The organism is Labrys sp. (in: a-proteobacteria) (genome assembly GCF_047605565.1).
In the GTDB taxonomy this organism is placed as follows: domain Bacteria; phylum Pseudomonadota; class Alphaproteobacteria; order Rhizobiales; family Labraceae; genus Labrys; species Labrys neptuniae.
Genome location: NZ_JASGFM010000021.1, coordinates 39,717 through 61,986, shown reverse-complemented (window position 1 = coordinate 61,986; position 22,270 = coordinate 39,717). Strand labels below are relative to the sequence as shown.

Annotated in this window: 20 protein-coding genes; 18 read left to right on the top strand and 2 right to left on the bottom strand. The window is 64.8% G+C overall.

The genetic code is table 11. The annotated features are described in order from the left end of the window. The first annotated feature begins 2 nt into the window (after positions 1-2). The 4 genes from QM672_RS18940 (at position 3) to QM672_RS18925 (ending at position 6,576) form a co-directional block, all read left to right on the top strand. Positions 3-2,687, top strand: a complete 2,685-nt coding sequence (locus tag QM672_RS18940) for an ABC transporter transmembrane domain-containing protein (RefSeq protein ID WP_367626213.1) — start codon at positions 3-5, stop codon at positions 2,685-2,687. Positions 2,688-2,865: 178 nt separating this feature from the next. Beyond that, positions 2,866-3,312, top strand: a complete 447-nt coding sequence (locus QM672_RS18935; RefSeq protein ID WP_311934536.1) for a cyclic nucleotide-binding domain-containing protein — start codon at positions 2,866-2,868, stop codon at positions 3,310-3,312. A 238-nt stretch (positions 3,313-3,550) separates the two neighbouring features. Next, positions 3,551-4,729 carry an aminotransferase class V-fold PLP-dependent enzyme gene (locus QM672_RS18930; protein WP_415084402.1) on the top strand — a complete coding sequence of 393 codons (1,179 nt, stop codon included), beginning with the start codon at positions 3,551-3,553 and terminating at the stop codon, positions 4,727-4,729. Positions 4,730-4,908: 179 nt separating this feature from the next. After that, positions 4,909-6,576 (top strand): adenylate/guanylate cyclase domain-containing protein, encoded by a 1,668-nt coding sequence (locus QM672_RS18925; protein WP_415084400.1) that lies wholly within the window; start codon positions 4,909-4,911, stop codon positions 6,574-6,576. A gap of 17 nt (positions 6,577-6,593) precedes the next feature. Here the strand turns inward: QM672_RS18925 and QM672_RS18920 are convergent, their stop codons facing one another. Further along, positions 6,594-7,013: a hypothetical protein gene (locus tag QM672_RS18920; protein WP_415084398.1), complete on the bottom strand. Its 420-nt coding sequence runs from the start codon at positions 7,011-7,013 to the stop codon at positions 6,594-6,596. A 247-nt stretch (positions 7,014-7,260) separates the two neighbouring features. Between QM672_RS18920 and QM672_RS18915 the strand changes: the two genes are divergently transcribed. The 13 genes from QM672_RS18915 (at position 7,261) to QM672_RS18855 (ending at position 20,067) form a co-directional block, all read left to right on the top strand. Continuing rightward, positions 7,261-8,364: a radical SAM protein gene (locus QM672_RS18915; protein ID WP_415084396.1), complete on the top strand. Its 1,104-nt coding sequence runs from the start codon at positions 7,261-7,263 to the stop codon at positions 8,362-8,364. Continuing rightward, entirely contained in the window at positions 8,361-9,089 is a 729-nt protein-coding gene (locus QM672_RS18910) for an FkbM family methyltransferase (protein WP_415084394.1), read from the top strand. The genes QM672_RS18915 and QM672_RS18910 overlap by 4 nt, the downstream gene beginning before the upstream one ends. Positions 9,090-9,332: 243 nt before the next feature. Continuing rightward, positions 9,333-11,525, top strand: coding sequence for a mechanosensitive ion channel family protein (locus tag QM672_RS18905; protein WP_415084392.1), 2,193 nt, complete (start codon positions 9,333-9,335; stop codon positions 11,523-11,525). A gap of 107 nt (positions 11,526-11,632) precedes the next feature. Then, the gene (locus QM672_RS18900) at positions 11,633-12,274 is read left to right on the top strand and encodes a LysE family translocator (RefSeq protein WP_311934528.1); all 642 of its coding nucleotides are present in this window, start codon (positions 11,633-11,635) and stop codon (positions 12,272-12,274) included. 125 nt (positions 12,275-12,399) lie between these two features. Next, positions 12,400-13,152 carry a phosphodiester glycosidase family protein gene (locus tag QM672_RS18895; protein WP_394310945.1) on the top strand — a complete coding sequence of 251 codons (753 nt, stop codon included), beginning with the start codon at positions 12,400-12,402 and terminating at the stop codon, positions 13,150-13,152. 115 nt (positions 13,153-13,267) lie between these two features. Further along, a complete protein-coding gene (gene leuC / locus QM672_RS18890) occupies positions 13,268-14,689 on the top strand; it encodes a 3-isopropylmalate dehydratase large subunit (RefSeq protein ID WP_415084390.1) in 1,422 nt (473 codons plus the stop codon). A gap of 358 nt (positions 14,690-15,047) precedes the next feature. Then, entirely contained in the window at positions 15,048-15,680 is a 633-nt protein-coding gene (locus tag QM672_RS18885) for a nicotinate-nucleotide adenylyltransferase (RefSeq protein ID WP_415084388.1), read from the top strand. 167 nt (positions 15,681-15,847) lie between these two features. Beyond that, the gene (rsfS, locus tag QM672_RS18880; RefSeq protein WP_376717645.1) at positions 15,848-16,231 is read left to right on the top strand and encodes a ribosome silencing factor; all 384 of its coding nucleotides are present in this window, start codon (positions 15,848-15,850) and stop codon (positions 16,229-16,231) included. A gap of 5 nt (positions 16,232-16,236) precedes the next feature. Further along, positions 16,237-16,716: a 23S rRNA (pseudouridine(1915)-N(3))-methyltransferase RlmH gene (rlmH, locus tag QM672_RS18875; RefSeq protein ID WP_367626220.1), complete on the top strand. Its 480-nt coding sequence runs from the start codon at positions 16,237-16,239 to the stop codon at positions 16,714-16,716. Between the two features lie 247 nt (positions 16,717-16,963). Further along, positions 16,964-17,290, top strand: coding sequence for a PadR family transcriptional regulator (locus QM672_RS18870; RefSeq protein WP_311934523.1), 327 nt, complete (start codon positions 16,964-16,966; stop codon positions 17,288-17,290). Further along, a complete protein-coding gene (locus QM672_RS18865; RefSeq protein WP_415084385.1) occupies positions 17,287-17,883 on the top strand; it encodes a DUF1700 domain-containing protein in 597 nt (198 codons plus the stop codon). Before QM672_RS18870 ends, QM672_RS18865 begins: the two co-directional genes overlap by 4 nt. A gap of 36 nt (positions 17,884-17,919) precedes the next feature. Further along, the gene (locus tag QM672_RS18860; protein ID WP_367626222.1) at positions 17,920-18,648 is read left to right on the top strand and encodes a GIN domain-containing protein; all 729 of its coding nucleotides are present in this window, start codon (positions 17,920-17,922) and stop codon (positions 18,646-18,648) included. Between the two features lie 249 nt (positions 18,649-18,897). Then, positions 18,898-20,067: a serine hydrolase domain-containing protein gene (locus tag QM672_RS18855; protein ID WP_367626223.1), complete on the top strand. Its 1,170-nt coding sequence runs from the start codon at positions 18,898-18,900 to the stop codon at positions 20,065-20,067. A 13-nt stretch (positions 20,068-20,080) separates the two neighbouring features. Here the strand turns inward: QM672_RS18855 and tlpA are convergent, their stop codons facing one another. Then, positions 20,081-20,758 carry a thiol:disulfide interchange protein TlpA gene (gene tlpA / locus QM672_RS18850; RefSeq protein WP_311934519.1) on the bottom strand — a complete coding sequence of 226 codons (678 nt, stop codon included), beginning with the start codon at positions 20,756-20,758 and terminating at the stop codon, positions 20,081-20,083. A gap of 15 nt (positions 20,759-20,773) precedes the next feature. Here tlpA and argH point away from each other — a divergent pair, with 15 nt between their 5' ends. Next, the gene (gene argH / locus QM672_RS18845) at positions 20,774-22,156 is read left to right on the top strand and encodes an argininosuccinate lyase (protein WP_311934518.1); all 1,383 of its coding nucleotides are present in this window, start codon (positions 20,774-20,776) and stop codon (positions 22,154-22,156) included. The last annotated feature ends 114 nt before the right edge of the window (positions 22,157-22,270 follow it).

Sequence of the window (22,270 nt, the reverse complement as noted above, 5' to 3'; positions counted from 1 at the left end):
CGTTGGACCCTAGCCTTTTTCGATATGTCTGGCGGCATTCGCGAGGCGAGCAGATCTTCCTGCTGCTGGTGATTCTTGCGTCCTTGCCCTTCTATTGGATCTCGCTGGAAGTCCCCAAGCACATCGTCAACCAGGCGATCCAGGGCGGCGCCTTCGAGGGTGGCAAGCAGACCGCGCGCCTGTTCGAGATGTCGCTTTCCCTGCCTGATTTCCTCGGCGGCACCACCTGGCGGATCTTCGACGGCATCGAGCTCACGCGGGTGCCGTTCCTGTTCGCCCTCAGCCTGTGGTTCCTGGTGCTGGTGCTGATCAATGGCGCCTTCAAATATGTCATCAACATCCGCAAGGGCATCTTGGGCGAGCGCATGCTGCGGCGCCTGCGCTTCGATCTCTTCTCGATCCTGATGCGTTTCCGGCCCGAGGACATCGCTCCTTTGAAGCCGGCCGAGGTGGCCGGGATGATCAAGGACGAAGTCGATCCGATCGGCGGCTTCATCGGCGATGCCTTCATCCAGCCGATCTTCCTGATCACGCAGGCCGGCACTGCTTTGCTCTTCATCATGATGCAGAGCCCGAGCCTCGGCCTGGCCGCCCTCGTCGTCGTGCTGGCGCAGGCGATCATCATCCCGATCCTGCGGCGTGAGCAGATCCGCCTCGGCCGCGAGCGCCAATTGGCGTCACGCCAGCTCGCCGGGCGCATTGGCGAGGCGATCGAGACGGCACCCGCCCTGCATACGTTCGGCGCCACGCGCTACGTCGAGGCCGAAATCGGCGACAGGCTCGGCGGCCTCTACAGGATCCGTGCCGACCTGTTCCGCCGCAAATTCGCGGTCAAGTTCCTCAACAACCTCCTGGCCCAGCTCACGCCCTTCATCTTTTATGCAGCGGGCGGCTATTTCGCCTTGATCGGCACCGTGAGCATCGGCTCCCTCGTCGCCGTGATCAATGCCTACAAGGATCTTCCTGCGCCCATCAACGACCTCATCACCTGGGACCAGCAGCGCCAGGACGTGCAGGTCAAATATGAGCAGGTCTCGGCACAGTTCTCACCGGAGCGGCTGCTACCGCCGGCCAACGGCAAGGCCGCGGCGATCCCTCCCGCCGACACGCCCATCCAGCTCACATCGGTGAGCGTGCAGGATGCCCGCGGTGTCTCGCTGCTCGACCGCCTTTCCCTCACCCTGGAACGGCCTGGTCATATCGCCCTGGTCGGACCGGCCGGTGCCGGCCGCGACATCCTGGCCCGCATCCTCGGACGCCAGTTCCTGGCCTATCAGGGCAGCGTGAAGATCGGCGACGCCGAGATTTCGTCCTTCTCCGACCTCGAACTCAGCCAGATCCTGTCCTTCGTCGGCCCCGATCCCCTGCTCTCGCCCGGTTCCATCCGCGACAACATCCTGTTCGCCGCCCAGCGCCGCCCACCGACCCTCGGCGACATTTCGGTGCTGGTGTCCGACAATGCCCAGTACAAAACCTTCCTGGAGGCTCGCCGTTCCGGCAATCCACTGGTCTCCGCCGACGCCGACTGGACGGACTACCAGGCGCTGGGCATCGCCGGGCCGCAAGAGGTCGATGCGGCGATCCGCAGGGCACTCGACGCCGCCGGCGCCTTCGCCGATATCAACCGCTTCGGCGTACGAGGCCGCTTCGACGACAGCCATAGCGACGCCTTCCTCGAGCGTTTCGTGCGGGCGCGCCAGGTCGTGCGCGAGCGCCTGGCCAGCAAGGGCATGTCCCATCTGGTCGACCCCTTCGACCCGCAGCTCTACAATGCCGGCGCTTCGGTCGGCGAAAACCTGCTCTTCGGCGTGCCCAAGGGCAAGAAGCTGCATATGGACAGCCTGCAGCGCAACCCGTTCATGCGCTCTATCCTCGAGGCTGAGGCCCTGCTGGAACCCTTGATCGATTTCGGCCTGCGCGTGGCGGAAATGGCCGTGGAGACCTTTGCCGGCCTGCCACCGGAACATCCCGTGTTCGAACGCTATTCGGCGATTCGTCCCGAAGACCTGCCGCGCTTCCAGGAAATCGTGGATTCCGTGCATGCGCGCGGCACCACGCGGGCTCTCTCGTCCTCGGCGCGCACGCGGCTGCTTGGCGCGGGCCTGGCCTATATCGAGCCGCGCCACCGCCTGGGCCTGATCACCGAGGCCTTCACGGCACGGGCGCTGCGGGCGCGCCACAGCTTCCGCAGCCACCTGCCATCGCAATACAGCGACGAGATCGAGTTCTACGATCCCGCGCGCTACATGCGCGCCGCGCCGGTGGGCGACAACATCCTGTTCGGGCGCATCAGCTACGGCATCGCCAATGCGCCGGAACGCGTCTATGCGCTGGCGCGCGGCGTGGTCGAGGAACTCGGCCTCGACAAGGATATCTTCGCCCTGGGGCTGAATTTCGAAGTCGGCAAGAATGGCTGGCAGCTGCAGCCGGCCCAGCGTGCCCGCATCGCCATCGCCCGGGCCCTGGTCGCCAATCCCCAGATTCTGGTGATGGAGAACGCGCTTCTGGCCTTTTCCAGCTCGGAAGCGGAGGAGCTTCTCCACAGCGTACGCAGCGCCATGCAGGGGCGCACGCTGATTGCAACCGTTGCGAGCGCCAGCCAGGCCGAGGGATTCGACCGGATCATCGAATTCGACGGGCCAAGAATCGTCACTCGCGATATTGTTACTCTTGCGCAGAGTGCCTAAATGATGCTTGGATTGCATCTGGATTTTGCCTCGATTGCTCAACGAGGGGTTGCTAAAGCGTTTTGCGATGTGAGGGAGTCACCTCGAATCGCAAAGGCGTGTCGAAACAAGGAGCTAGAGCAAATGGGCGTTCACACTTGAACGCGCTTTGCTCTAGGGTTGAGCGGGGAGAGGGACCTTGGATCTCGATCTGGAAGTCAAAACCATCAGGAACGCGCCGATCTTCACGGGCATCGATCCGTGCAAGATGCGGCTGCTCGCCTGCATGAGCGAGCAGTTGACCTTCGAGAAGGGCGACTATCTCTTCAAGATCGGCGAGATTCCCGATGCTGCCTACGTCATCCTCAGGGGCGACGTCGAACTGCTCGCCCAGAATGGCGAGAACCTCATCGCCATCGGTACCGAAGGTCCGGGCGCCATGATCGGCGAAGTCGCGGTGCTCTGCGACGCACGCCGTTTCACTTCGGCGCGGGCCCATACCGACATTTCGGTCATGCGCATCAACAAGGACTGCCTGCTGCGCATGATGCAGGACAATCCGCAGTTCTCCATGTCGATCGCCAAGGAATTGGCGCGGCGCGTCATGCAGATCGCCACGCAGGATGCCCACGTCCTGACGCACTGAATTTCCGCACAGGCGGATACGGCCTGCCGGCGCAGCCATGCGGCAGCCGTTGACTGTTTGCCGAGTGCACCCACAATCGCTTGAATCGTAAAAAATGGGCGGGCAAGGCTCGGTTGTGCCTATGCGCCATGCCCGCCCCTCCTGCCGAGCGCATCTACAAGCCGCCTCCATCCGATTCCATTTCGACGCATCTTTGCGATTCGATGCCTCCATCCGATCGAAAGATGCCCGAGGAGCCATGATGACCCTTGCACTCGACCGCCTTCGTGCCGAAACCCCCGGTGTCGCCAACCGCATCCATCTCAACAATGCCGGCGCAGCGCTCATGCCGGCGCCGGTGGTCGATGCGATGACCTCCTATCTGCGACGCGAAGCCGAGATCGGCGGTTACGAGGCCGCCGAGGAATCGGCAGCCCGGCTCGACAGCGTCTATGACAGCCTGGCCCGCCTCGTCGGCGGCGCGCGCGACGAGATCGCCTTGACGGAGAATGCCACCGTCGCCTGGCAGATGGCATTCTACGCCCTCCCCTTCCGGCCGGGTGACCGCATTCTCACCACCACGGCCGAATATGGCGCCAATTACGTCGCCTTCCTGCAGGTCGCCAAACGGACTGGCGCGGTGATCGAGGTCATTCCCGACGATGCCAACGGCGTGCTCGATCCCGCTGCGCTCGAGGCCATGATCGACGACAGGGTGCGCCTGATCGCCATCAACTGGATCCCGACCAATGGCGGCCTGGTCAACCCGGCCGCCGCGGTGGGAGCCGTGGCCCGGCGCCATGGCATTCCCTATCTGCTCGATGCCTGCCAGGCCGTGGGGCAGATGCCCATCGACGTCGAGGCTCTCGGCTGCGACATGCTGTCGGCGACCGGCCGCAAATTTCTGCGCGGGCCGCGCGGCACCGGCTTCCTCTATGTCCGCCGCAAGCTCTGCCTCACGCTCGAGCCGCCGATGGTCGACCATTTCGGCGCAATTTGGGTCGACAAGGATCACTACCGCCTGCGCGATGACGCGAGGCGCTTCGAAAGCTGGGAGAACAATTACGCCGCCCGGCTCGGGCTCGGCGTCGCCGCCGATTATGCCCTTGCCGTCGGCATCGAGGCGATTCGCGATCGCTGCCAGGCGCTGGCGCAACGGCTGCGGGCGGGTCTGCGATCGCTCCCGCGCCTACGCGTCTTCGATCTCGGCCCACATCCGGCAGCCATCGTTTCCTTCACGGTCGACGGCCTGGAGGCGGACGAGGTCCGCAGGCGCGCCACCGAGGCCGGCATCAATCTCAGCATATCCCGGCCCGGCAGCACCTTGCTCGACGCGCTCGCCCGCCATCTGCCGATATTGGTGCGTGCATCGCCGCACTACTACAACAGCGAGGACGAGATCGACGCCCTGCTGGCGCTGCTGGAGAAGATGCATTGATGGCAGGCTCGGACCGGAACACCCCGGGGGCGGTGCCGCGGATCGCAAAGTCGCGTCGAAACAAAGAGCTAGAGTAAAACTGCGTTTTCGCTAAAACGGGCTTTGCTGCCAGGCCCGCATGGGCTCTCCCCTTTGACCGACTGCCGCATCCCGGCACTCATCTTCACGAGTTCGACCGCATGAGCGACACCGAGAGCGCACCCGGGCAAATCGAATGGCGATTGCCACGGGAGCGCGAGTTGCGGCTATGGGCCGGCGTCGTGCTGTTCGCCTTCGTGACCACCCATCTGCTCAACCACGCCCTCGGCGTGTTCGGCGTGACGACCATGGAGGCCGTGCAGCGCTGGCGAATCTGGGCCTGGCAATCCTATGGCGGCACCGTGCTCCTCTATGGAGCATTGCTGACCCATGCGACGCTCGCACTCAAGCGCCTGACCACGCGGCGCATTTCGCGCATGCCACTCGAGGAACTGGTGCAGATCGCCCTCGGCCTGGCCATTCCCTATTTCCTGATCTCCCATGTGCTCGGCACGCGCATCACCTCCCTCTACGGCTACAGCGAAAGCTATGGCGAGGTGCTGGCGCGGATCTGGCAGGGCGGGCCGGCCAAGCAGATCTTGCTGCTGCTCTGTGCCTGGACGCATGGCTGCATCGGCATCGGCCAGGTGCTGCGCAGCCGCTCCTTCTATGCGCGCTGGCGCGACCTGCTGATTCTGGGCATGGGCATGCTGCCCACCCTGGCGCTGGCCGGCTTCTTCTCCGCCAGCCGCGAGCTCGAGGCGGCCGGACGCACGCCCTCGCCGATCGCGACCGACCACACCATGGCCCTGCTCGTCGCGGGGCAATGGCTGCTGCTCGGCCTTGCCGCCGTGATCGCCTTCGTTGCTTTCGTGATGATTCTGCGGGTCGTGCTGCGACTGCGGTCGGGCACGGTCTCCATCCGCTATGTCGGCCACGGCACCTTCAAGATCCCGCGCGGTACCACCGTACTCGAGGCCAGCCGTGCCAACGCCATCCCCCATCCGGCCCAGTGCGGCGGGCGCGGGCGCTGCTCGACCTGCCGGGTGGCCGTCACCTCGGATGCGAGCGCCCTGCCGGCCCCGAGCAAGGCCGAGCGCACCATGCTGGAGCGCATCTCGGCACCCGCCAATGTGCGCCTTGCCTGCCAGCTTCGCCCCGACCACGACATCTCCGTGCAGATCCTGCTGCCGATCGTGCCGTCAGGCATGCGCGGGCGCAGCGGCGACGATCTCTATCGCTGGGGTGCAGAACGCGAGATCACCGCCCTCTTCGTCGACATCCGCGCCTTCAATGCGATGACGAGGCTGCAGATCCCCTACGATATCGTGCTTTTGATGAACCGCTTCGTGCAGGAAATGACCCAGGCCGCCGAGGCCCATGGCGGGCGCGTCGATGCCTTTGCGGCCGACGGGCTGATCGCGATCTTCGGCCTGGGTGACGAGCCCTCCCGCGGCGCTGCCGATGCCATCCGGGCGGCCCGGGGCATGCTCAAGAGCGTGGAAGGCCTCAACACCGAATTCGGGGCGGCCCTTTCGATCCCCCTCAGGGTGGGCATCGGCATCCATTCCGGCCCCGCCATCATCGCCCGGGTCGGCGACAGCGAGCGCGGCATGCGCCTGGTCGCGCTCGGCGACACCGTCACCATCGCCGGCCGGCTGGAAGCCGCCACCAAGGACTACCTCACCGACTGCCTGATCTCCGAAGAAGCCATGCTGCGTTCGGGCATGTCGCTGCGCCGCCAGAACGGCAAGCATCTGCACATCGTCGGCCGCGACAAGCCGATCACGCTCTATACGCTCGACGAGACGCCGGTACCGGCCGAGTGAAGGGTCACGCCGGCCCTTCAGCGCAAGCCTTCCCGGATCGTCGCCGGGAGCGGCGTATCGGCTGGAGCGGGCTTGGGCGGCGTCGCAGATTGCAGAGGTGAGGCAGGCTGCGCGGTGCGCGGGCGACTGCGGGCCTCGGCCGCCCGTCGCTGGTTGGCATCATACTCCCGCCGGGCCCTGCGACCCTCCTCTATGCCCCATTGCCGCGCCGTGCGGACCAGCCAGGCATCGGCGGCAGCCTTGCCGTTGCGCAACACGCGGCGGCGGTATTCGGGTTCGATCTCGCGCATCTTCTGCTGCACGCGCGCCGGATTCGGCCGGACGGGAATCGCCTGCGCGGTCTGAGCATGAACCGGAGGAACAGCCAATCCGGACATGCCGGCGAGGCCGACGAGCGCAGCCATGGCCAGCAACGGGATCTGCCTCTTCAGCTGCATTCATCTTCCTTCCGGACCGGGACCGACAGGATTGTCGCCTCAGATTCCCTGAAGTCGTCGCCATCGTCAAACCCGGCTGGGATCCGGTACGGTCCCGAACGGGATTTTTCCGGCATCCGGCACGCCATATCCTGCCGGAACCGCCATCACTCGAATTTGAGCGCGGCCTGTCGCACTCCCGCCAAATCTGCGCTACACACGGGCTCAAGCCACCGGCCTTGACCCGGTGTGCCGGATGGAGAAGACCGTGCTTGACCTGACTGCGATTGGAACCAAATCCGCCGCCCCCAAGCTGCTGCACCGCGTGCGTGACAAGGTGACGGACCAGATCCAGAAATCGCCCCTGGCCCGCAAGGCGTTCACCTATGCCGCCAGCCATATTCCGCTCAGCTATTTCAAGAAATTGCCGACGATCATCGTCGTCGACGTCACCAATTCCTGCAATCTGCGCTGCCCCGTCTGCCCGGTCACCTTCGCCATGACGCGTCCGCGCGGCCTGATGAAGATGGAGATCTTCCGGCAGATCGTCGACGATTTCGTCGACGAGCCGCTCAAACCGGCGATGTATTTCAACTTCTCCGGCGAGCCGACCATGAACAAGGCGCTGCCCGAGATGATCGCCTATGCCAATGAGCGCGGGCACGACACCTTCGTCTCGACCAATGCCACCAAGCTTTCTTCCGAGCTGATCGAGAAGATGCTCCAGGCCGGGCTCGGCCGCATCAACCTGTGCATCGACGGCTTCGACGCCGAGGCGCAGGAATCCTACCGCGTCGGCTCGAAGTTCGAGCAGGTGAAAGCCAATATCGAGAACTTCCTCGCCATCAAGCAGCGCCTCGGCAACACCAAGACGGTGACCGTGCTGCAGACGCTGCTGACCTCCTATTCGGAAAAGCAGATCGACGCGATGGTGGAGTGGGCGGACAATATCGGCTTCGACCAGGTACGCTTCAAGACCTTCAGCCTCGGTTCCTACACCGACGACGACCAGCAGACGAAATATGGCCACCTCGTGCCGAAGAACCATGATCTGCAGCGCCACCAGAACGAGAAGATCAGCCTGCTCTGCGACGTGCCGCTCTATCAGACCGTGGTGTTCTGGGAAGGTGACCTCGGCCTGTGCTGCATCGACTATGACCGCATGATCAAGCTGCCCAATGTCGACAAGGTCGGCTTCAAGCAGGCCTATCTGTCGGACGAGGCGGCCAAGGCCAGGCGCCACGGCTATACTAAGCAGTTCGATATCTGCCAGAGCTGCTCCTATTCCAACGCCGACAATATGGGCTTCAAGATCAAGCTCAACAAATTGCGCCGGCAGAGGGCCGCCGAGCTGCAGAGCAAAGCGGCGTGAACGCCCGGCTGCGCAGCGTCGCCGGCGCGAGCTTCGCCGTCGCCGACGACAAGGACGGCTTCTGGGACAAGGCCGAGAGCGGGGCCTGGGAGCCCGAGACACTGGCGAGTGTGCATGCGCTCGCCGGTCCCGGTACGTTGTTCATCGATATCGGCGGCTGGATCGGACCGATCACCCTGACGGCCGCCGCACTCGGAGCCGATGTTCTCGCCTTCGAACCCGATCCACGCGCCTTCGAGCTCATCAGCGCCAATGTCGCCGCCAATCCGGTGCTGGCATCGCACATCCGCCTCCACCATGCCGCGGTGTCGCCGACGCCGGGGCGCGTCAGGCTGGGTTCGCCCAAGAAGCCCGGCGACAGCATGGGCAGCATCCTGGCCGCCGACAGCGGCGCCGCGCTGTGGGAGGCGGAGGCGATCCTGCCCGCCGACATCGCCGCCATGGCGAAGAATGCCAAGCGCATCGTGCTCAAGATGGATGTGGAAGGGGCCGAGTATCAGCTCCTGCCGCATCTGGCCTCCCTCCTCGGCCCGCGCACCGTGGCAGCCCTGATCGCCTTCCATCCCCGCCTGCTCGCCAAAGCCGGCCGTTCGGCCGCTGAGATCGAAACCCTGACGGCGACGGCCCAGTCGGCACTTGCCGCCTACACGCTGCGCAGCCTTGATTGCGAGGGCGCGCCGATATCCCGGCAGGCCAATTCCACCGTGCTGGCAACGCGAAAGTAGCGGCTTGCCGATACGGGGCCATTGACCGGCTCTTCCGCCTGTGTCGTGAATTGGTTGCAATCCGGTCGGCAGCACGCGCTATGTGCGACCGCCTGACGGCAGCGGGAGCAAGGCGGGTTCGCGGCTGAAGGCTCGTTTGCGCCAGCTCTGTGTTTCCAGCCAATCCGGCGGGATTGGCTATAGCGTCTTTGCGATTCTCGGCGTAGCCCGCAAATCGCAAAACGCCTTGGGAGGACGTTCGTCTTGAGACTGCCTGGCGGGTTGCGTTGGCTCTTCGTGGTTTTCGCCTTGGCCGCCTGGCCGTGCTGGGCGCAGGGAACGCCGTCTCCTGCCGCTCCCGCGCCTCCCGCCATGAGCCAGCAGCAGATGGACACGATGGTCGAGGCCATCAGCCAATCCGTGATGAAGAAGCTGCAGGCCCAGGGCGCCCAACCTACTCCGCCCAGCCCCGACGGCAGCGGCATGCAGATGGCAAGTGCCCAGCAGACCGAGATGTTCATGCATGTCGGAGGCCTCGTCACCGGCCTGCCGGCTCTCTGGGCCGAATTTGGCAAGCTCGTCACCAGGCTCGATGCCGATTACAACGATGGCCGGGGCCTCGGCCGCTATTTCCTGCTGCTGATCGGCGCGCTGGCGGCAGCCCTCGCGGCAGAATGGGTGGTCCGGCTGCTGCTGACGCCACTACGGCGCCGGCTGGTGATCCGGATGCACGGCCTGCATGGCATCAGGGCGCTGCTCGGCCTCGGAGCCCTGGAACTGCCGCCCCTGATCGCGCTGTGGATCGTCGGCAATGCCAGCGAAGCGGCTCGCTTCATGGGTGACCTGCCGCAGACCCGCTTCTCCATCGCCATGCTCAAGACCATGCTGATCTGGCGCCTGCTCCAGGCCGTGTTCCGCTTCACCCTGCAGCCCCGCCTGCCCGAGGCCCGCCTGCCCGATCTCGGGGACGCCGATGCGCGCGCGATCTACCGTGGCGCTTCCTTCGCGATCCTGCTGCTTTTGTTCAACGCCGTGCTCGCCGATGTGCTGCGTGCCCTGCAATCCCCGCCGCTGGCGGTCGGAACCGCCCAGCTCTATGGCGCCGTGGTCATGATGCTGGGCATGGTGGCCGTCTGCATCCGCCTCAACGGCCCGATCGGCCGCTGGTTCATCGGCGTCGCCAATCCCGCTCAAGCCAGCCCGGTCAAGACCGCGATCGCCAAGCACTGGTTGCTGGGGGCCCTGCTGCTGTTCGCCCTGTTCGTCACCGCCGATATCTACGCGGCCGTGGCCGGCCAGACGCGCATCTCCGGTGCCCTGATGCTGACGCTGGCGATCCTGGTGGCCCTGCTGGTGGTCGAATCGCTGGTGCACCGTATCCGCATCATGCTCCAGCACCAGACCGATGGCGTCCGTCTGATCCATCCAAGGGGCGCGGAAGCGCTGGCGCGCTGCGCCCGCTTCGGCGTGCTGATCCTGGCGATCGGTGCCCTCGGCCGCACCTGGGCCGTCGATGTCAGCGGCGTCATGGCCGGCGATGACTTCAACCGGGTGGCGCGTAACCTGTTCTCCGCCGGACTGACAGCCTTCGCCGCCTATTGCGCCTGGGAGCTGGTGCGCTACATCACCGACCGTTATTCCGCGGGCCGCAGCGGCCCGGCCCTGCCGGGCGCAGCTGATGCCGAGGACGACGCCCCGGTTTCCACCGCCTCGCGCATTGCCACCATGATGCCGGTCTTCCGCATCGGCCTGGCGATCGCGATCTCCATCCTGGCCGTGCTGACCGTCCTGTCCCAGCTCGGCGTCAACGTGACGCCGCTGATCGCCGGCGCCTCGATTTTCGGCCTTGCCATCTCCTTCGGATCGCAGACGCTGGTGAAGGACGTGGTGTCGGGCGTCTTCTTCCTCATCGACGATGCCTTCCGGGTCGGCGAATATATCGATGTCGGCAAGGCCAAGGGTACCGTCGAGGGGTTCACCCTGCGCTCGCTGCGCCTGCGACACCAGAACGGCCCGGTGCATACCATCCCCTATGGCCAGCTCGGCCAGGTCACCAATTACAGCCGCGACTGGGCGACCATCAAATTCCCGCTGCGCTTCGCGCGCGAGACCGATCTGGAAAAGCTGCGCAAGGCGGTCAAGAAGATCGGCCAGGACATGCTCGAGGATCCCGAGATGAAGGAGGAGTTCCTCACCCCCCTGAAGATGCAGGGCGTGTTCGACATCACCGACAACGCCATCGTCGTCCGCTTCAAATTCACGGTCAAACCGAACAAGCCGACATTCATCCAGCGCGAGGCGCTCAAGCGCCTGGTCCGCATCCTACCCGAACAGGGCATCGAGTTCTCCACCGGCACCGTGGCGGTGCGCACGCTCGACGGGGAGGGCCGTGCCGGCCTCGGTGCCGCCGTCGCCGCCAATGCAGCCTTGGCCTTGCCTCCGGCCGCAGCCGGATAGGCCCGTAAAGATAGGAGGTGAGGAGGGCTGGCGCCACCTAACCCTTCCCCAAACGCGCATCCGGGTGTAGCAGACACCTACTTGATTTGTGCTGGCGGATTGTCGCGATGACGTTTCTACCCGATCTCCATACGCTTGCCCTCTATTCGGCCGCCTGCATCTTCCTCTTCATCACGCCCGGTCCCGATATGAGCCTGTGGCTGGCCAAGACCATCTCCGGCGGCCGGCGCGGCGGCACCGCCGCCATGCTGGGCACGCAGGTCGGCTGCCTGTTCCATACCTTCTTCGCCGCGGTCGGCCTGTCGGCCGTGCTGGCGGCCTCGGCCACCGCCTTCACGGCCCTGAAGATCGTCGGCGCACTCTATTTGCTCTGGCTTGCCTATGGCGCCATCCGCTCCGGTTCGGCCCTGAACGTGCGCGACGAGGGCAAGCAGGAGGCCGGATTCTGGCCGACCTTCATGGTGGGGCTCGGCATCAACCTCACCAACCCCAAGGTGGTGCTGTTCTTCCTGACCTTCCTGCCGCAATTCGTCGATGCAGCCGACCCCCATGCCTCCCAAAAACTTTTCTTTTTGGGACTCTATTTCATTGCCATCAATCTGCCGTTTGCGTTTCTATTGATTCTCGGGGCTGAGAAGGTGGTGTCGTGGCTGAAGGCCCGCCCGCGGGTCTTGCGAGGCATCGACTTCACCTTCGCCGGTGTCTTCGGGCTTTTCGCCTTCAAGATCCTGACCACGCAGACCCGCTGACGGAGTTCGCCTAAAGCGTTTTGCGATTTGACCGAATCGCTCCAAGTCGCAAAATCGCTTTGAATCAAAGAGTTAAAGTAAAAGCGTTTCTGCTCGAAATGCGCCTGGCTCTGGGGAGTTGTTGCTTGCCGTCGTTCCTGCGCCGAGCCCTGCTGGGCCTGGCAACCATCGTCGCTCTGATCGGTTCGGCCGTTGCAGCCGAGGCTGCCTGCGAGGACATGACCTCAAAGGGGCGCAGCTACATCGTGTGCCGTTTCGATCTGTCGAACGACAGTCTGGCCCTCTATTGGCGCGGTGCCGACGGCACGCCGCTCGGCAGTCCGGACCGGCTCGCCCAGGAACTGGACACCCAGGGCAAGAAGCTGATCTTCGCCATGAATGCCGGCATGTACGACAAGGCGCTCGGCCCTGTCGGCCTCTATGTCGAGAATGGCCGCATCCTGCACAATGCCAATACCCGCAACGGCTTCGGCAATTTCCATCTCAAGCCCAACGGCGTGTTCTATTTCGGCGACGGCAAGGCCGGCGTGATGGAGACGAGCCGGTTCCTGAAAGCCCGCATCAATGCCCGCTTCGCCACGCAATCGGGCCCGATGCTGGTGATCGACGGCCAGATTCATCCCAAGATCCAGCCGGACGGGCCGTCGGAGAAGATCCGCAATGGCGTCGGCGTGCGCGACGGCAAGATCGTGATCTTCGCCATCTCGGCCGAGCCGGTGAGCTTCCACGATTTTGCCGAGCTGTTCCGCGACCGGCTGGGCACCCAGAACGCCCTCTTCCTCGACGGCTCGATCTCCACCCTCTACGCGCCGCCCATGCCGGCGATCGGCGGCTGGACCACGCTGGGGCCGATGGTGGGCGTGACGGAAGGACCGTAGCGCCGGCGCGACGCGCTCCTGCTTGCCGCAAGGCTGTTAGTTTTTACACTCTTTTCCAGACGGGCATTTTTGACTACATCAGCCGTCAAAATCGCGTCACACTCTAGGAACAGCCATGGCTCCCCGCACGCTCTATGACAAGATCTGGGACGATCACGTCGTCGAAACCTCCGCCGACGGGACGAGCCTGCTCTATATCGACCGCCATCTCGTGCATGAGGTGACCAGCCCGCAGGCCTTCGAGGGCCTGCGCGTTTCCGGCCGCCAGGTGCATTCGCCCCAGCGCACTTTGGCCGTGGTCGACCACAACGTGCCGACCTCCGACCGCTCCAAGGGTATCGACGACCCCGAAAGCGCCATGCAGGTCAATACCCTGGCCCAGAACGCCAAGGATTTCGGCGTCGAGTACTATTCCGAACTCGACAAGCGCCAGGGCATCGTCCACATCGTCGGCCCCGAGCAGGGCTTCACCTTGCCCGGCACCACGATCGTGTGCGGCGACAGCCATACCTCCACCCATGGCGCCTTCGGCGCTCTCGCCCATGGCATCGGCACGTCCGAGGTCGAGCATGTGCTCGCCACGCAGACGCTGATCCAGAAGAAGGCGAAGAACATGCGTGTCACCGTCGACGGCAAGCTGCCGGATGGCGTGACCGCCAAGGACATCATCCTGGCCATCATCGGCGAGATCGGCACGGCCGGTGGCACCGGCCATGTGCTGGAATATGCCGGCGAGGCCGTCCGCGCCCTCTCGATGGAGGGCCGCATGACCATCTGCAACATGTCGATCGAAGGCGGCGCCCGCGCCGGCCTGATCGCGCCCGACGAGAAGACCTACGCCTATCTGAAGGATCGCCCCAAGGCGCCGAAGGGCGAAGCCTGGGATAGGGCCCTGGCCTATTGGAACACGCTTTACACCGAGGATGGCGCGCATTTCGACCGCGAGGTGAAGCTCGACGCCGCCGCCCTGCCGCCGATCGTCACCTGGGGCACCAGCCCCGAGGACGTCGCCTCGATCATGGGCAAGGTGCCGCATCCGGACGATGCGCCGAACGAGCACAAGAAAGCCGCGATCCAGCGTGCCCTGGCCTATATGGGCCTGCAGGGTGGTGAGCGCATCCAGGACCTGGCGCTCGACCGCGTCTTCATCGGCTCCTGCACCAATGGCCGTATCGAGGATCTGCGCGCCGTCGCCGGCATCGTTGCGGGCCATACGGTCAACGCCAACGTCAATGCCATGATCGTGCCGGGCTCGGGCCTGGTGAAGATGCAGGCCGAGGCCGAGGGTCTCGACAAGATCTTCCGGGCCGCCGGCTTCGACTGGCGCGAGCCGGGCTGCTCGATGTGCCTGGCCATGAATGCCGACAAACTCAAGCCCGGCGAGCGCTGCGCCTCCACCTCGAACCGCAATTTCGAGGGACGCCAGGGCTACAAGGGCCGGACCCACCTGGTCTCGCCGCAGATGGCCGCCGCTGCCGCCATCGCCGGCCATTTCGTCGACATCCGCGAATGGGAAAAGATCGCGGCCAACGCGTAAGCGGGCAGCGCCCTCCCGCGCTTTCCCCATATGCGGGAAGAGAGCAAGGGTGCGTCCGTCAAAAAGGGGGCTGAATTGGCTCCGACATTTGTCATTGCCGGGCTTGACCCGGCAATCCAACCCCTTCCCCGCAGGCATCACAGACGAGGCCTCTGGATGCCCGGGTCAAGCCCGGGCATGACAAAGGTGGCGTTTCAGTTATTTCTAGGCGAGACCTAGAGCAAAACGCGTTCAAGTGTGAACGCTTATTCACTCTAACTCTTTGTTTGGACGCGTCTTTGCGATTCTTGGTGACGCCGTCAAATCGTAAAACGCTATAAGGGTGAGGGGCGGCGCGACCGTGCACGAACAAGTCCTCATGCCCCAACTCTCGCCCGCCGATGCCCGTCGTCTGCCGCCCTTTGCCCCCGGCATGACCATCGGGCTGTTCGGCGGCAGCTTCAATCCGCCCCATGAAGGCCATCGCCATGCCAGCCTGGTGGCGCTGACGCGGCTCGGGCTGGACCGGGTCTGGTGGCTGGTGACGCCGGGCAATCCGCTCAAGGACAACCGTGCCTTGCCCCCGCTGGAGCTGCGGGTGGCCGCCGCCCGCCGGCTCGCCGATCACCCGCGCATCGAAGTAACCGGCATCGAGGCCGATATCCACACCCGCTATACCTATGACACCATTGCCTGGCTGCAGCGCCGCTGCCCGGACGTGACCTTTGTGTGGATCATGGGCGCCGACAATCTCGCCGGCTTCCACCGCTGGCAGCAATGGCAGGCCATCGCCTCGCGGGTGGCCATCGCCGTGGTGGCCCGCCCCGGCGCCACCACCAAGGGCCCGCTTGCCAAGGCGGCTCGTGTACTTGCCGCCTATCGCGTCCCCGAATATCAGGCCGCGACGCTGAAATATCGCCGAGCCCCAGCCTGGATCTTCCTGCACGCACCGCTCGACGCCAATTCCTCAACCGCTTTGCGGGCCAGCGGCCAGGGCTTGCCCACAAGGTAAAAATTAACCACTTATTAACCATGTCGGAGCAGGCTTAATTCTATTGGCGTCATTGAATCGACGCGATGGCTTGCTAATATTGTGGAGCGAGTGGAATTCGCGGAGGTCCGCGAATCAATGAGCAAGAGGGTGTGCCCCTGACCACGTTGGTGAGACGCGAAGCGGACGTGATTCCGCTTCATCCCGTGAGCCGAGCGATCCGCCCGGACGTTGAAGCTACGGTTCGCCTGATCCTCAATGGCCTCGATGACATGAAGGCCGAGGAGATTGTGGAAATCGATCTGCGCGGCAAGAGTGCAATCGCCGACGTCATGATCATCGCGACAGGCCGGGTGGCCCGCCATGTCGCCGCGATCAGCGATCGCATCGCCAAGGATCTCAAGGAAAACGGACACGGCAATCCCCGCATCGAAGGCGTCCCGGTCTGCGACTGGGTGCTGATCGATACGGGAGACGTCATCGTGCACGTGTTCCGCCCCGAGGTCCGCGCCTTCTACAATCTCGAGAAGATGTGGTCGTCAGGCCGCCCGAACGAACTGCTTCCGAGCTGACCTGAATGCGCCTGATGATCTGCGCCGTCGGCCGGCTCAAAGCCGGCCCGGAACGCGATCTCGTGGCCCGTTATGCAGAGCGGCTGAACGCCAGTGGCCGGAGCCTCGCCCTCGGCCCGCTCGACATCATCGAAATCGACGAAAGCCGCGCCCGGCGGCCCGAAGACCGCAAGGCCGAAGAGGCCGACAAGCTGCTCTCGGCCGCCGGCCAGGCCTCCATCATTGCCCTGGATGAAACCGGCAACTCGCCCGGCAGCGAGGCGTTTGCCGCCAAGATCGCGGGCTGGCGGGACAGTGGAACCCAATCCCTTGCCTTCCTGATCGGCGGCGCCGATGGTCATGGTGACGCGATCCGGTCGCGCGCGATCCTGTCGCTGTCCTTCGGCAAGATGACCTGGCCTCACCAGATCGTGCGCATTCTCCTGGCCGAGCAGCTCTATCGCGCTGCCACCATCATCGCCGGCCACCCCTACCACCGGGTGTGACGCACGCTCGCCCCGAGACCATCTTCCCAAAAGCCCCCCTGACCGTGCCGGCACTTCCAAAGCCTGGCGCGAAGGCACAAAGTCGCCGAGGCCAATGACCGGGCCGATCTCAACCACCGCCGTCGCGAACGCCTCCCCCACACATCGTCCTTTTGTCGGCGATCCGTGGAGTTCGAATAAATAATGCAAGGTACCTTGCATTAAAAGGTACCTTGCATTATTCTCCATCTCGAAGCATAGGGAGGCCATGACCGATTCCATCGATATCCAGCTCAAGAAGGGCGCCCTCGAGCTCTGCGTCCTCGCTCTGCTGCACCGGCGTGAAAGCTATGCCTATGAGATCGCCAGCACGCTCACCGAGCGGGTCGGCATGGGCGAAGGCACCATCTATCCGCTGATGCGCCGGCTGCAGACCGAGGGACTGGTCAGCACCAGGCTGGAAGAATCGGCCAGCGGCCCGCCGCGCAAATATTACCGTCTGACGCCCGCCGGCCAGGCCGCCTATGCGGCCCGCCAGCGCGAATGGCGGGATTTCGTCACCGCCGTCGACCGACTAATGGAAGGCATGCCATGACTCGCCAGGACTTCTCTCGCCAGGAATTCCTCGACGCGTTGAAGGCCGGTCTCGATGGGCTGCCGTCGGCGGAGATCGAGGACGTCCTGCGCGACTATGCCGCCTATTTCACCGATGCGCAGGAGGCCGGGCGCAGCGAGGACGACGTGGTGCAGATGCTCGGCGATCCCGTCCAGCTCGCCCGGGCGCTCAAGGCGGAAAGCGGCCTGCGCCAGTTGCAGGCGCGACCGAGCCCGTCGACCGTGCTGGGCGCGATCGCCGCGCTCACCGGCTTGGCCATGCTCGACCTCTTCGTGCTGCTGCCGGTTCTTTCGATCCTTCTGGTGGTCTTTCTCGTCCTCGGCCTGGTCGCCTTCGCCCTGGCGCTCGGCGGCTCGGCGATGGTGCTCCATTCGGCTTTCATGTGGGATGGCGCGCCCCTTCTCGCCCATCTCGGACGGGCCTTCATCGGCTTCGGTTTCATCGCCATGGCGGTGTGCCTGAGCTGCCTCTTCCTGCTCGGTCTCAATGCCGGACTGAAGGCGATGGCCGCCCATGCCCGGCGCTATACCCGCTTGCTCACTTCCCCTCCACGCTCCGTCGCCACGCCGTGACAATGTTCGCGCCCCGCAGGCGCCATGGGAGGCACCATGCCCTCGAAACTCGGAAAACTGGCGGCCTTCTCCTTCCTGATCGCCTTGGCCTGCCTGTTCCTCGGCACCAGCCTTGCAGGCCCGAATTACGGCTCACCGTGGCGAGGCTGGCACCGAGCGGCGCTGACGGGATGGGGAAGCTGCCCCGAAACACCGCAAAGCAGCGATGCCAAGGCCGGTTCGGTCACCTTGCCTTGGGACAATGACGGCTCGCTCGTCATCGCCGTTCCGGCCAGCGTGAGCTATGCTCCCGGCTCGCAATCCAGCGCCGTGATCAGCGGTGATCCCGCCCTGATCGGCCATGTCCGCCTTTCGGCGGGCCGCCTTGAGCTGGACGAGGACTGCGATCTCCCGGACGGCGCCATCGCGGTGCGGCTGACAGGTGGCACCGTCAGGGACTGGACGGTGAATGGATCCGGCGAACTCCATCTCGCGGCGATCGCGCAGGATCGACTCGATCTTCGCCTCCATGGCAGCGCGCAGGCGACCGGCGAAGGCTCGGTGGACCAGTTGAACCTGCGCATCTCCGGCTCCGGCAACGCGGATCTGGCCAAACTCTCCGCCAAGGCGGCCGAGATCCGCATCAGCGGCAGCGGCGAGGCAGGCATCGCCGCCAGCGAGAGTGCCGACGTCACTCTTTCCGGCAGCGGCAATGTCACACTGCGCGGCAAGCCCAGGCTTACGACACAGATCCACGGCAGCGGCCGGATCGAGGCAATTCCATAAATCACAGTGTGACTAGACGGAATCACCTCGACGCAAGGAACGGGAACAAGCAAGTGCCGTCACCAGAACGCGCTTTGCACTAGCCGCCCCGACTCAAAGCACTGATTCCTTCCCGTCGCCTCGAGCGGCGTCGGGGATGGCTGTCCCTTCGCGTCCCGCGTCCACGGATAAACCCGTGGAATTCCAGGCTTATTCCGGTCGAAGTCTCGCTGTTCCCATCTCCCCGTCACACCTTGCAAGGAGGCGCTCATGCGACCCCATAGCTTTTCCGTTGCCTTGGCTATTCTTCTGACCGGCATGACCACGGCCGGGCTGTCAGGCCCGGCGGAGGCCCAATCGACCTGTGGCGCGCCCGGGAAGGGCAGCGAGGGATTGGGCACATCGGGCTGGCCGGTCGCCACGCCCGACGATGTCGGCCTCGATCCGCAAAGCCTGTGCACGCTCGCCCAGAGGCTCGACTTGGCGAAGGAGGACAATGTCCATGCCGTGCTGATCGCCCGGCACGGCAAATTGGTGTTCGAACGCTATTTCACCGGCTCCGATTCCCATTGGGGCCAGCCCGAAAAGGACGTTACCTTCGGGCCGGACGTTCCGCACGATCTGCGTTCGATCACCAAGAGCGTGGTGTCGCTGCTGGTCGGCATCGCCGTGGGCGAGGGCTGGGTCGCCTCGATCGACCAGCCGGTGCTGGGGCTGCTGCCCGCTTATGCCGATCTGAGCACCCCGCAAAAACAGGGCATCACGCTGCGTCATCTTCTCACCATGTCGCCGGGCCTGGCCTGGAGCGAGCAGCTCCCCTACAGCGATCTTCGCAATAGCGAGAACGGCATGGACATGGCCAAGGATCCCTGCCGCTATGTGCTGGAGCAGCCCGTGACCCATGACCCCGGCACGGTATGGACCTATAGCGGTGGGACCACCGGCTTGCTTGCCTGTGTGCTGCGCCAAGCCACCGGAAAGCCTCTTGACGCGTTCGCCCGCGAAACCCTGTTCGAGCCCTTGGGCATCACCAAGGTCGACTGGGCGCGTTATCCGCAAACTGGCGAGCCGGTTGCGGCTTCGGGCCTGCGTCTCCTGCCGGCTGACACCTTGAAATTCGGCCAGCTCGTGCTCGACAAGGGCGCCTGGAACGGCAAGCAGATCGTGCCGGCCACGTGGATCGAGATGGCGACGGCGCCGCAGGTCAATGCTCCCAACGCGATGTTCTACGGCTTCCAGTTCTGGCTCGGGCGCTCCCTGGTCGACCGCCGCACCATCGAATGGATCGCCGGCTTCGGCTATGGCGGGCAGCGCCTCTTCATCGTGCCGTCGCTCGACCTTACCATGATGGTGCAGGCAGGGCGCTATGGCGGCCAGGACGAGGGCGGATTCGCCGCCGCCATCCTCAACCGCTACGTGCTGCCGGCTGCCAAGCCGTAGGTCGCACGGAGTGTCAGGACCCGATCGCCGCCCTGATCAGCGCCTTGGCATCCTCGCTGGCCCACTCGGCCGGGCCGGCCATGGCGCCGATGCGGCAGCCCTGCTTGTCGATCAGCACCGAGGTCGGCAGGCCCTGGCCGAGGCCCTCGTTGCGCAGGCTCTGCAGGATGCCGGTCGAGGGATCGGCATAGCGATGCAGCTTGTCGATCTTGGTCTCGTTCAGGAAGGCCTCGACCCGCTCGGGTCCCTGCGTGTCGATATTGACGGCCACGACCTCGAAATCCTTGCCGCCGAGATCGGCCTGCAGCTGATTGAGAGCCGGCATTTCCTTGCGGCAGGGCACGCACCAGGTCGCCCACAGGTTGAGCAGCACGGTCTTGCCCTTGAAATCGGCCAGGGTCGTCTTGCTGCCATCCGCCTTCTGGAAGCTGATCGGCACCAGCGGCTGGGGCGCCTTGGAAACGGCGAGGGCCGCCACCTCGCCCTTGGCCAGCGGGTCGACGCGAGCGGCAATCGCCGCCGAAGCAGGGCAGGACGCGCTTTCCTGATTGCCCGAGCCGCCCTTTGTCCCGTATACCGCGGCAACACCCACCACGGCTCCCGCCAGGATTGCCGCGCCGATCAGCCAGCGCCGGTTCGATCCTTGCGGTGGCTGACTCTCAGAATGTTCCTGCCGACTATTCTCGTTCACTGAAAGCCTATCCGGATGAGCAACAAAATGTGGGGCGGCCGGTTCCAGTCGGGACCGGACGCGATCATGGAAGAGATCAACGCCTCGATCGACTTTGACAAGCGCCTATGGGCCCAGGACATCCGCGGCTCTCTGGCGCATCTCGCCATGCTGGAAAAGCAAGGGATCGTCGCCGCCGCCGATGCCAAGGCCATCGCGGATGGTCTAGAGGCGGTCCGCGGCGAAATCGAGAGCGGCTCGTTCACTTTTTCGCGTGCGCTCGAAGACATCCATATGAATGTCGAGTCGCGCCTGGCAGCGATTGCCGGGCCGGCGGCCGGCCGCCTGCATACCGCCCGCTCGCGCAACGACCAGGTCGCCACCGATTTCAAGCTGTGGGTGCGCGACACCATCGACGATCTCGACGCCCAGCTGAAAGACCTGATGACCGCGCTCGCCGAGAGGGCGCTCGCCTTCGCCGGTGCCGTGATGCCGGGCTTCACCCATCTGCAATCGGCCCAGCCGGTCACCTTCGGGCATCATTTGCTCGCCTATGTCGAGATGCTCGGCCGTGACCGCGGCCGCTTCGCCGATGCGCGCCGTCGTCTCAACGAATGCCCGCTCGGCGCCGCCGCGCTCGCCGGTACCTCCTTCCCGATCGACCGCCATGCCACGGCCAAGGCGCTCGGCTTCGACCGCCCCACCGCCAATTCGCTCGATTCGGTCTCCGATCGCGACTTCGTGCTGGAGGCGCTCGCCGCCGCCTCGATCACCGCCATGCATCTCTCCCGCTTTGCCGAAGAGATCGTGATCTGGACGACGCCGCAATTTGCCTTCGTGGCGCTGTCGGACAAGTTCACCACCGGCTCGTCCATCATGCCGCAGAAGCGCAATCCCGACGCAGCCGAACTGGTGCGCGGCAAGGCCGGCCGGGTCATCGGCGCGCTGGTCGGCCTGATCACCATGATGAAGGGCCTGCCGCTCGCCTATGGCAAGGACATGCAGGAGGACAAGGAACCGGCCTTCGACGCGCTGCAGACCCTGTCGCTGTGCACGGCGGCCATGGCCGGCATGGTCAGGGACATGGTGCCCGACCTCAAGCGCATGAAGGCGGCGGCTGGCTCGGGCTATGCCACCGCCACCGACCTTGCCGACTGGCTGGTACGCGAGCTCAACCTGCCCTTCCGCGAGGCCCATCACGTCACCGGCCGCCTGGTCGGCATCGCCGCCGAAGCCAAGCTGCCGCTGGAGAAGCTCTCGCTGGCGCAGATGCAATCGGTGGAGCCACGTATCCATCAGGGGCTTTTCGCCGTACTCGGCGTGGAAAAGTCGGTCCGCAGCCGTATCTCCTATGGCGGCACGGCGCCTGTCAACGTCAAGGCCCAGGCCAGGAAGTGGCTGAAGGCACTGGCGAAATAGCCGAAGCGCGGACATCACAGCAACATGCTTGCATGTTGCGATGTCCGCTCTTGGAACCACCATGCCGACAGGATAGGAAGAGCGGACAAGATGTCCGCGCTCCAAAGAACACCA

Excerpts from the sequence above, each read along its gene's own strand:
- QM672_RS18925 (WP_415084400.1), top strand. The coding sequence starts at position 4,909 with ATGAGCGACACCGAGAGCGCACCCGGGCAAATCGAATGGCGATTGCCA.
- QM672_RS18860 (WP_367626222.1), top strand. The coding sequence starts at position 17,920 with ATGCCCTCGAAACTCGGAAAACTGGCGGCCTTCTCCTTCCTGATCGCC.
- QM672_RS18865 (WP_415084385.1), top strand. The coding sequence starts at position 17,287 with ATGACTCGCCAGGACTTCTCTCGCCAGGAATTCCTCGACGCGTTGAAG.
- QM672_RS18930 (WP_415084402.1), top strand. The coding sequence starts at position 3,551 with ATGATGACCCTTGCACTCGACCGCCTTCGTGCCGAAACCCCCGGTGTC.
- QM672_RS18885 (WP_415084388.1), top strand. The coding sequence starts at position 15,048 with ATGCCCCAACTCTCGCCCGCCGATGCCCGTCGTCTGCCGCCCTTTGCC.
- QM672_RS18900 (WP_311934528.1), top strand. The coding sequence starts at position 11,633 with ATGACGTTTCTACCCGATCTCCATACGCTTGCCCTCTATTCGGCCGCC.
- QM672_RS18920 (WP_415084398.1), bottom strand. The coding sequence starts at position 7,013 with ATGCAGCTGAAGAGGCAGATCCCGTTGCTGGCCATGGCTGCGCTCGTC.
- QM672_RS18870 (WP_311934523.1), top strand. The coding sequence starts at position 16,964 with ATGACCGATTCCATCGATATCCAGCTCAAGAAGGGCGCCCTCGAGCTC.
- rlmH (WP_367626220.1), top strand. The coding sequence starts at position 16,237 with ATGCGCCTGATGATCTGCGCCGTCGGCCGGCTCAAAGCCGGCCCGGAA.
- leuC (WP_415084390.1), top strand. The coding sequence starts at position 13,268 with ATGGCTCCCCGCACGCTCTATGACAAGATCTGGGACGATCACGTCGTC.
- argH (WP_311934518.1), top strand. The coding sequence starts at position 20,774 with ATGAGCAACAAAATGTGGGGCGGCCGGTTCCAGTCGGGACCGGACGCG.
- QM672_RS18855 (WP_367626223.1), top strand. The coding sequence starts at position 18,898 with ATGCGACCCCATAGCTTTTCCGTTGCCTTGGCTATTCTTCTGACCGGC.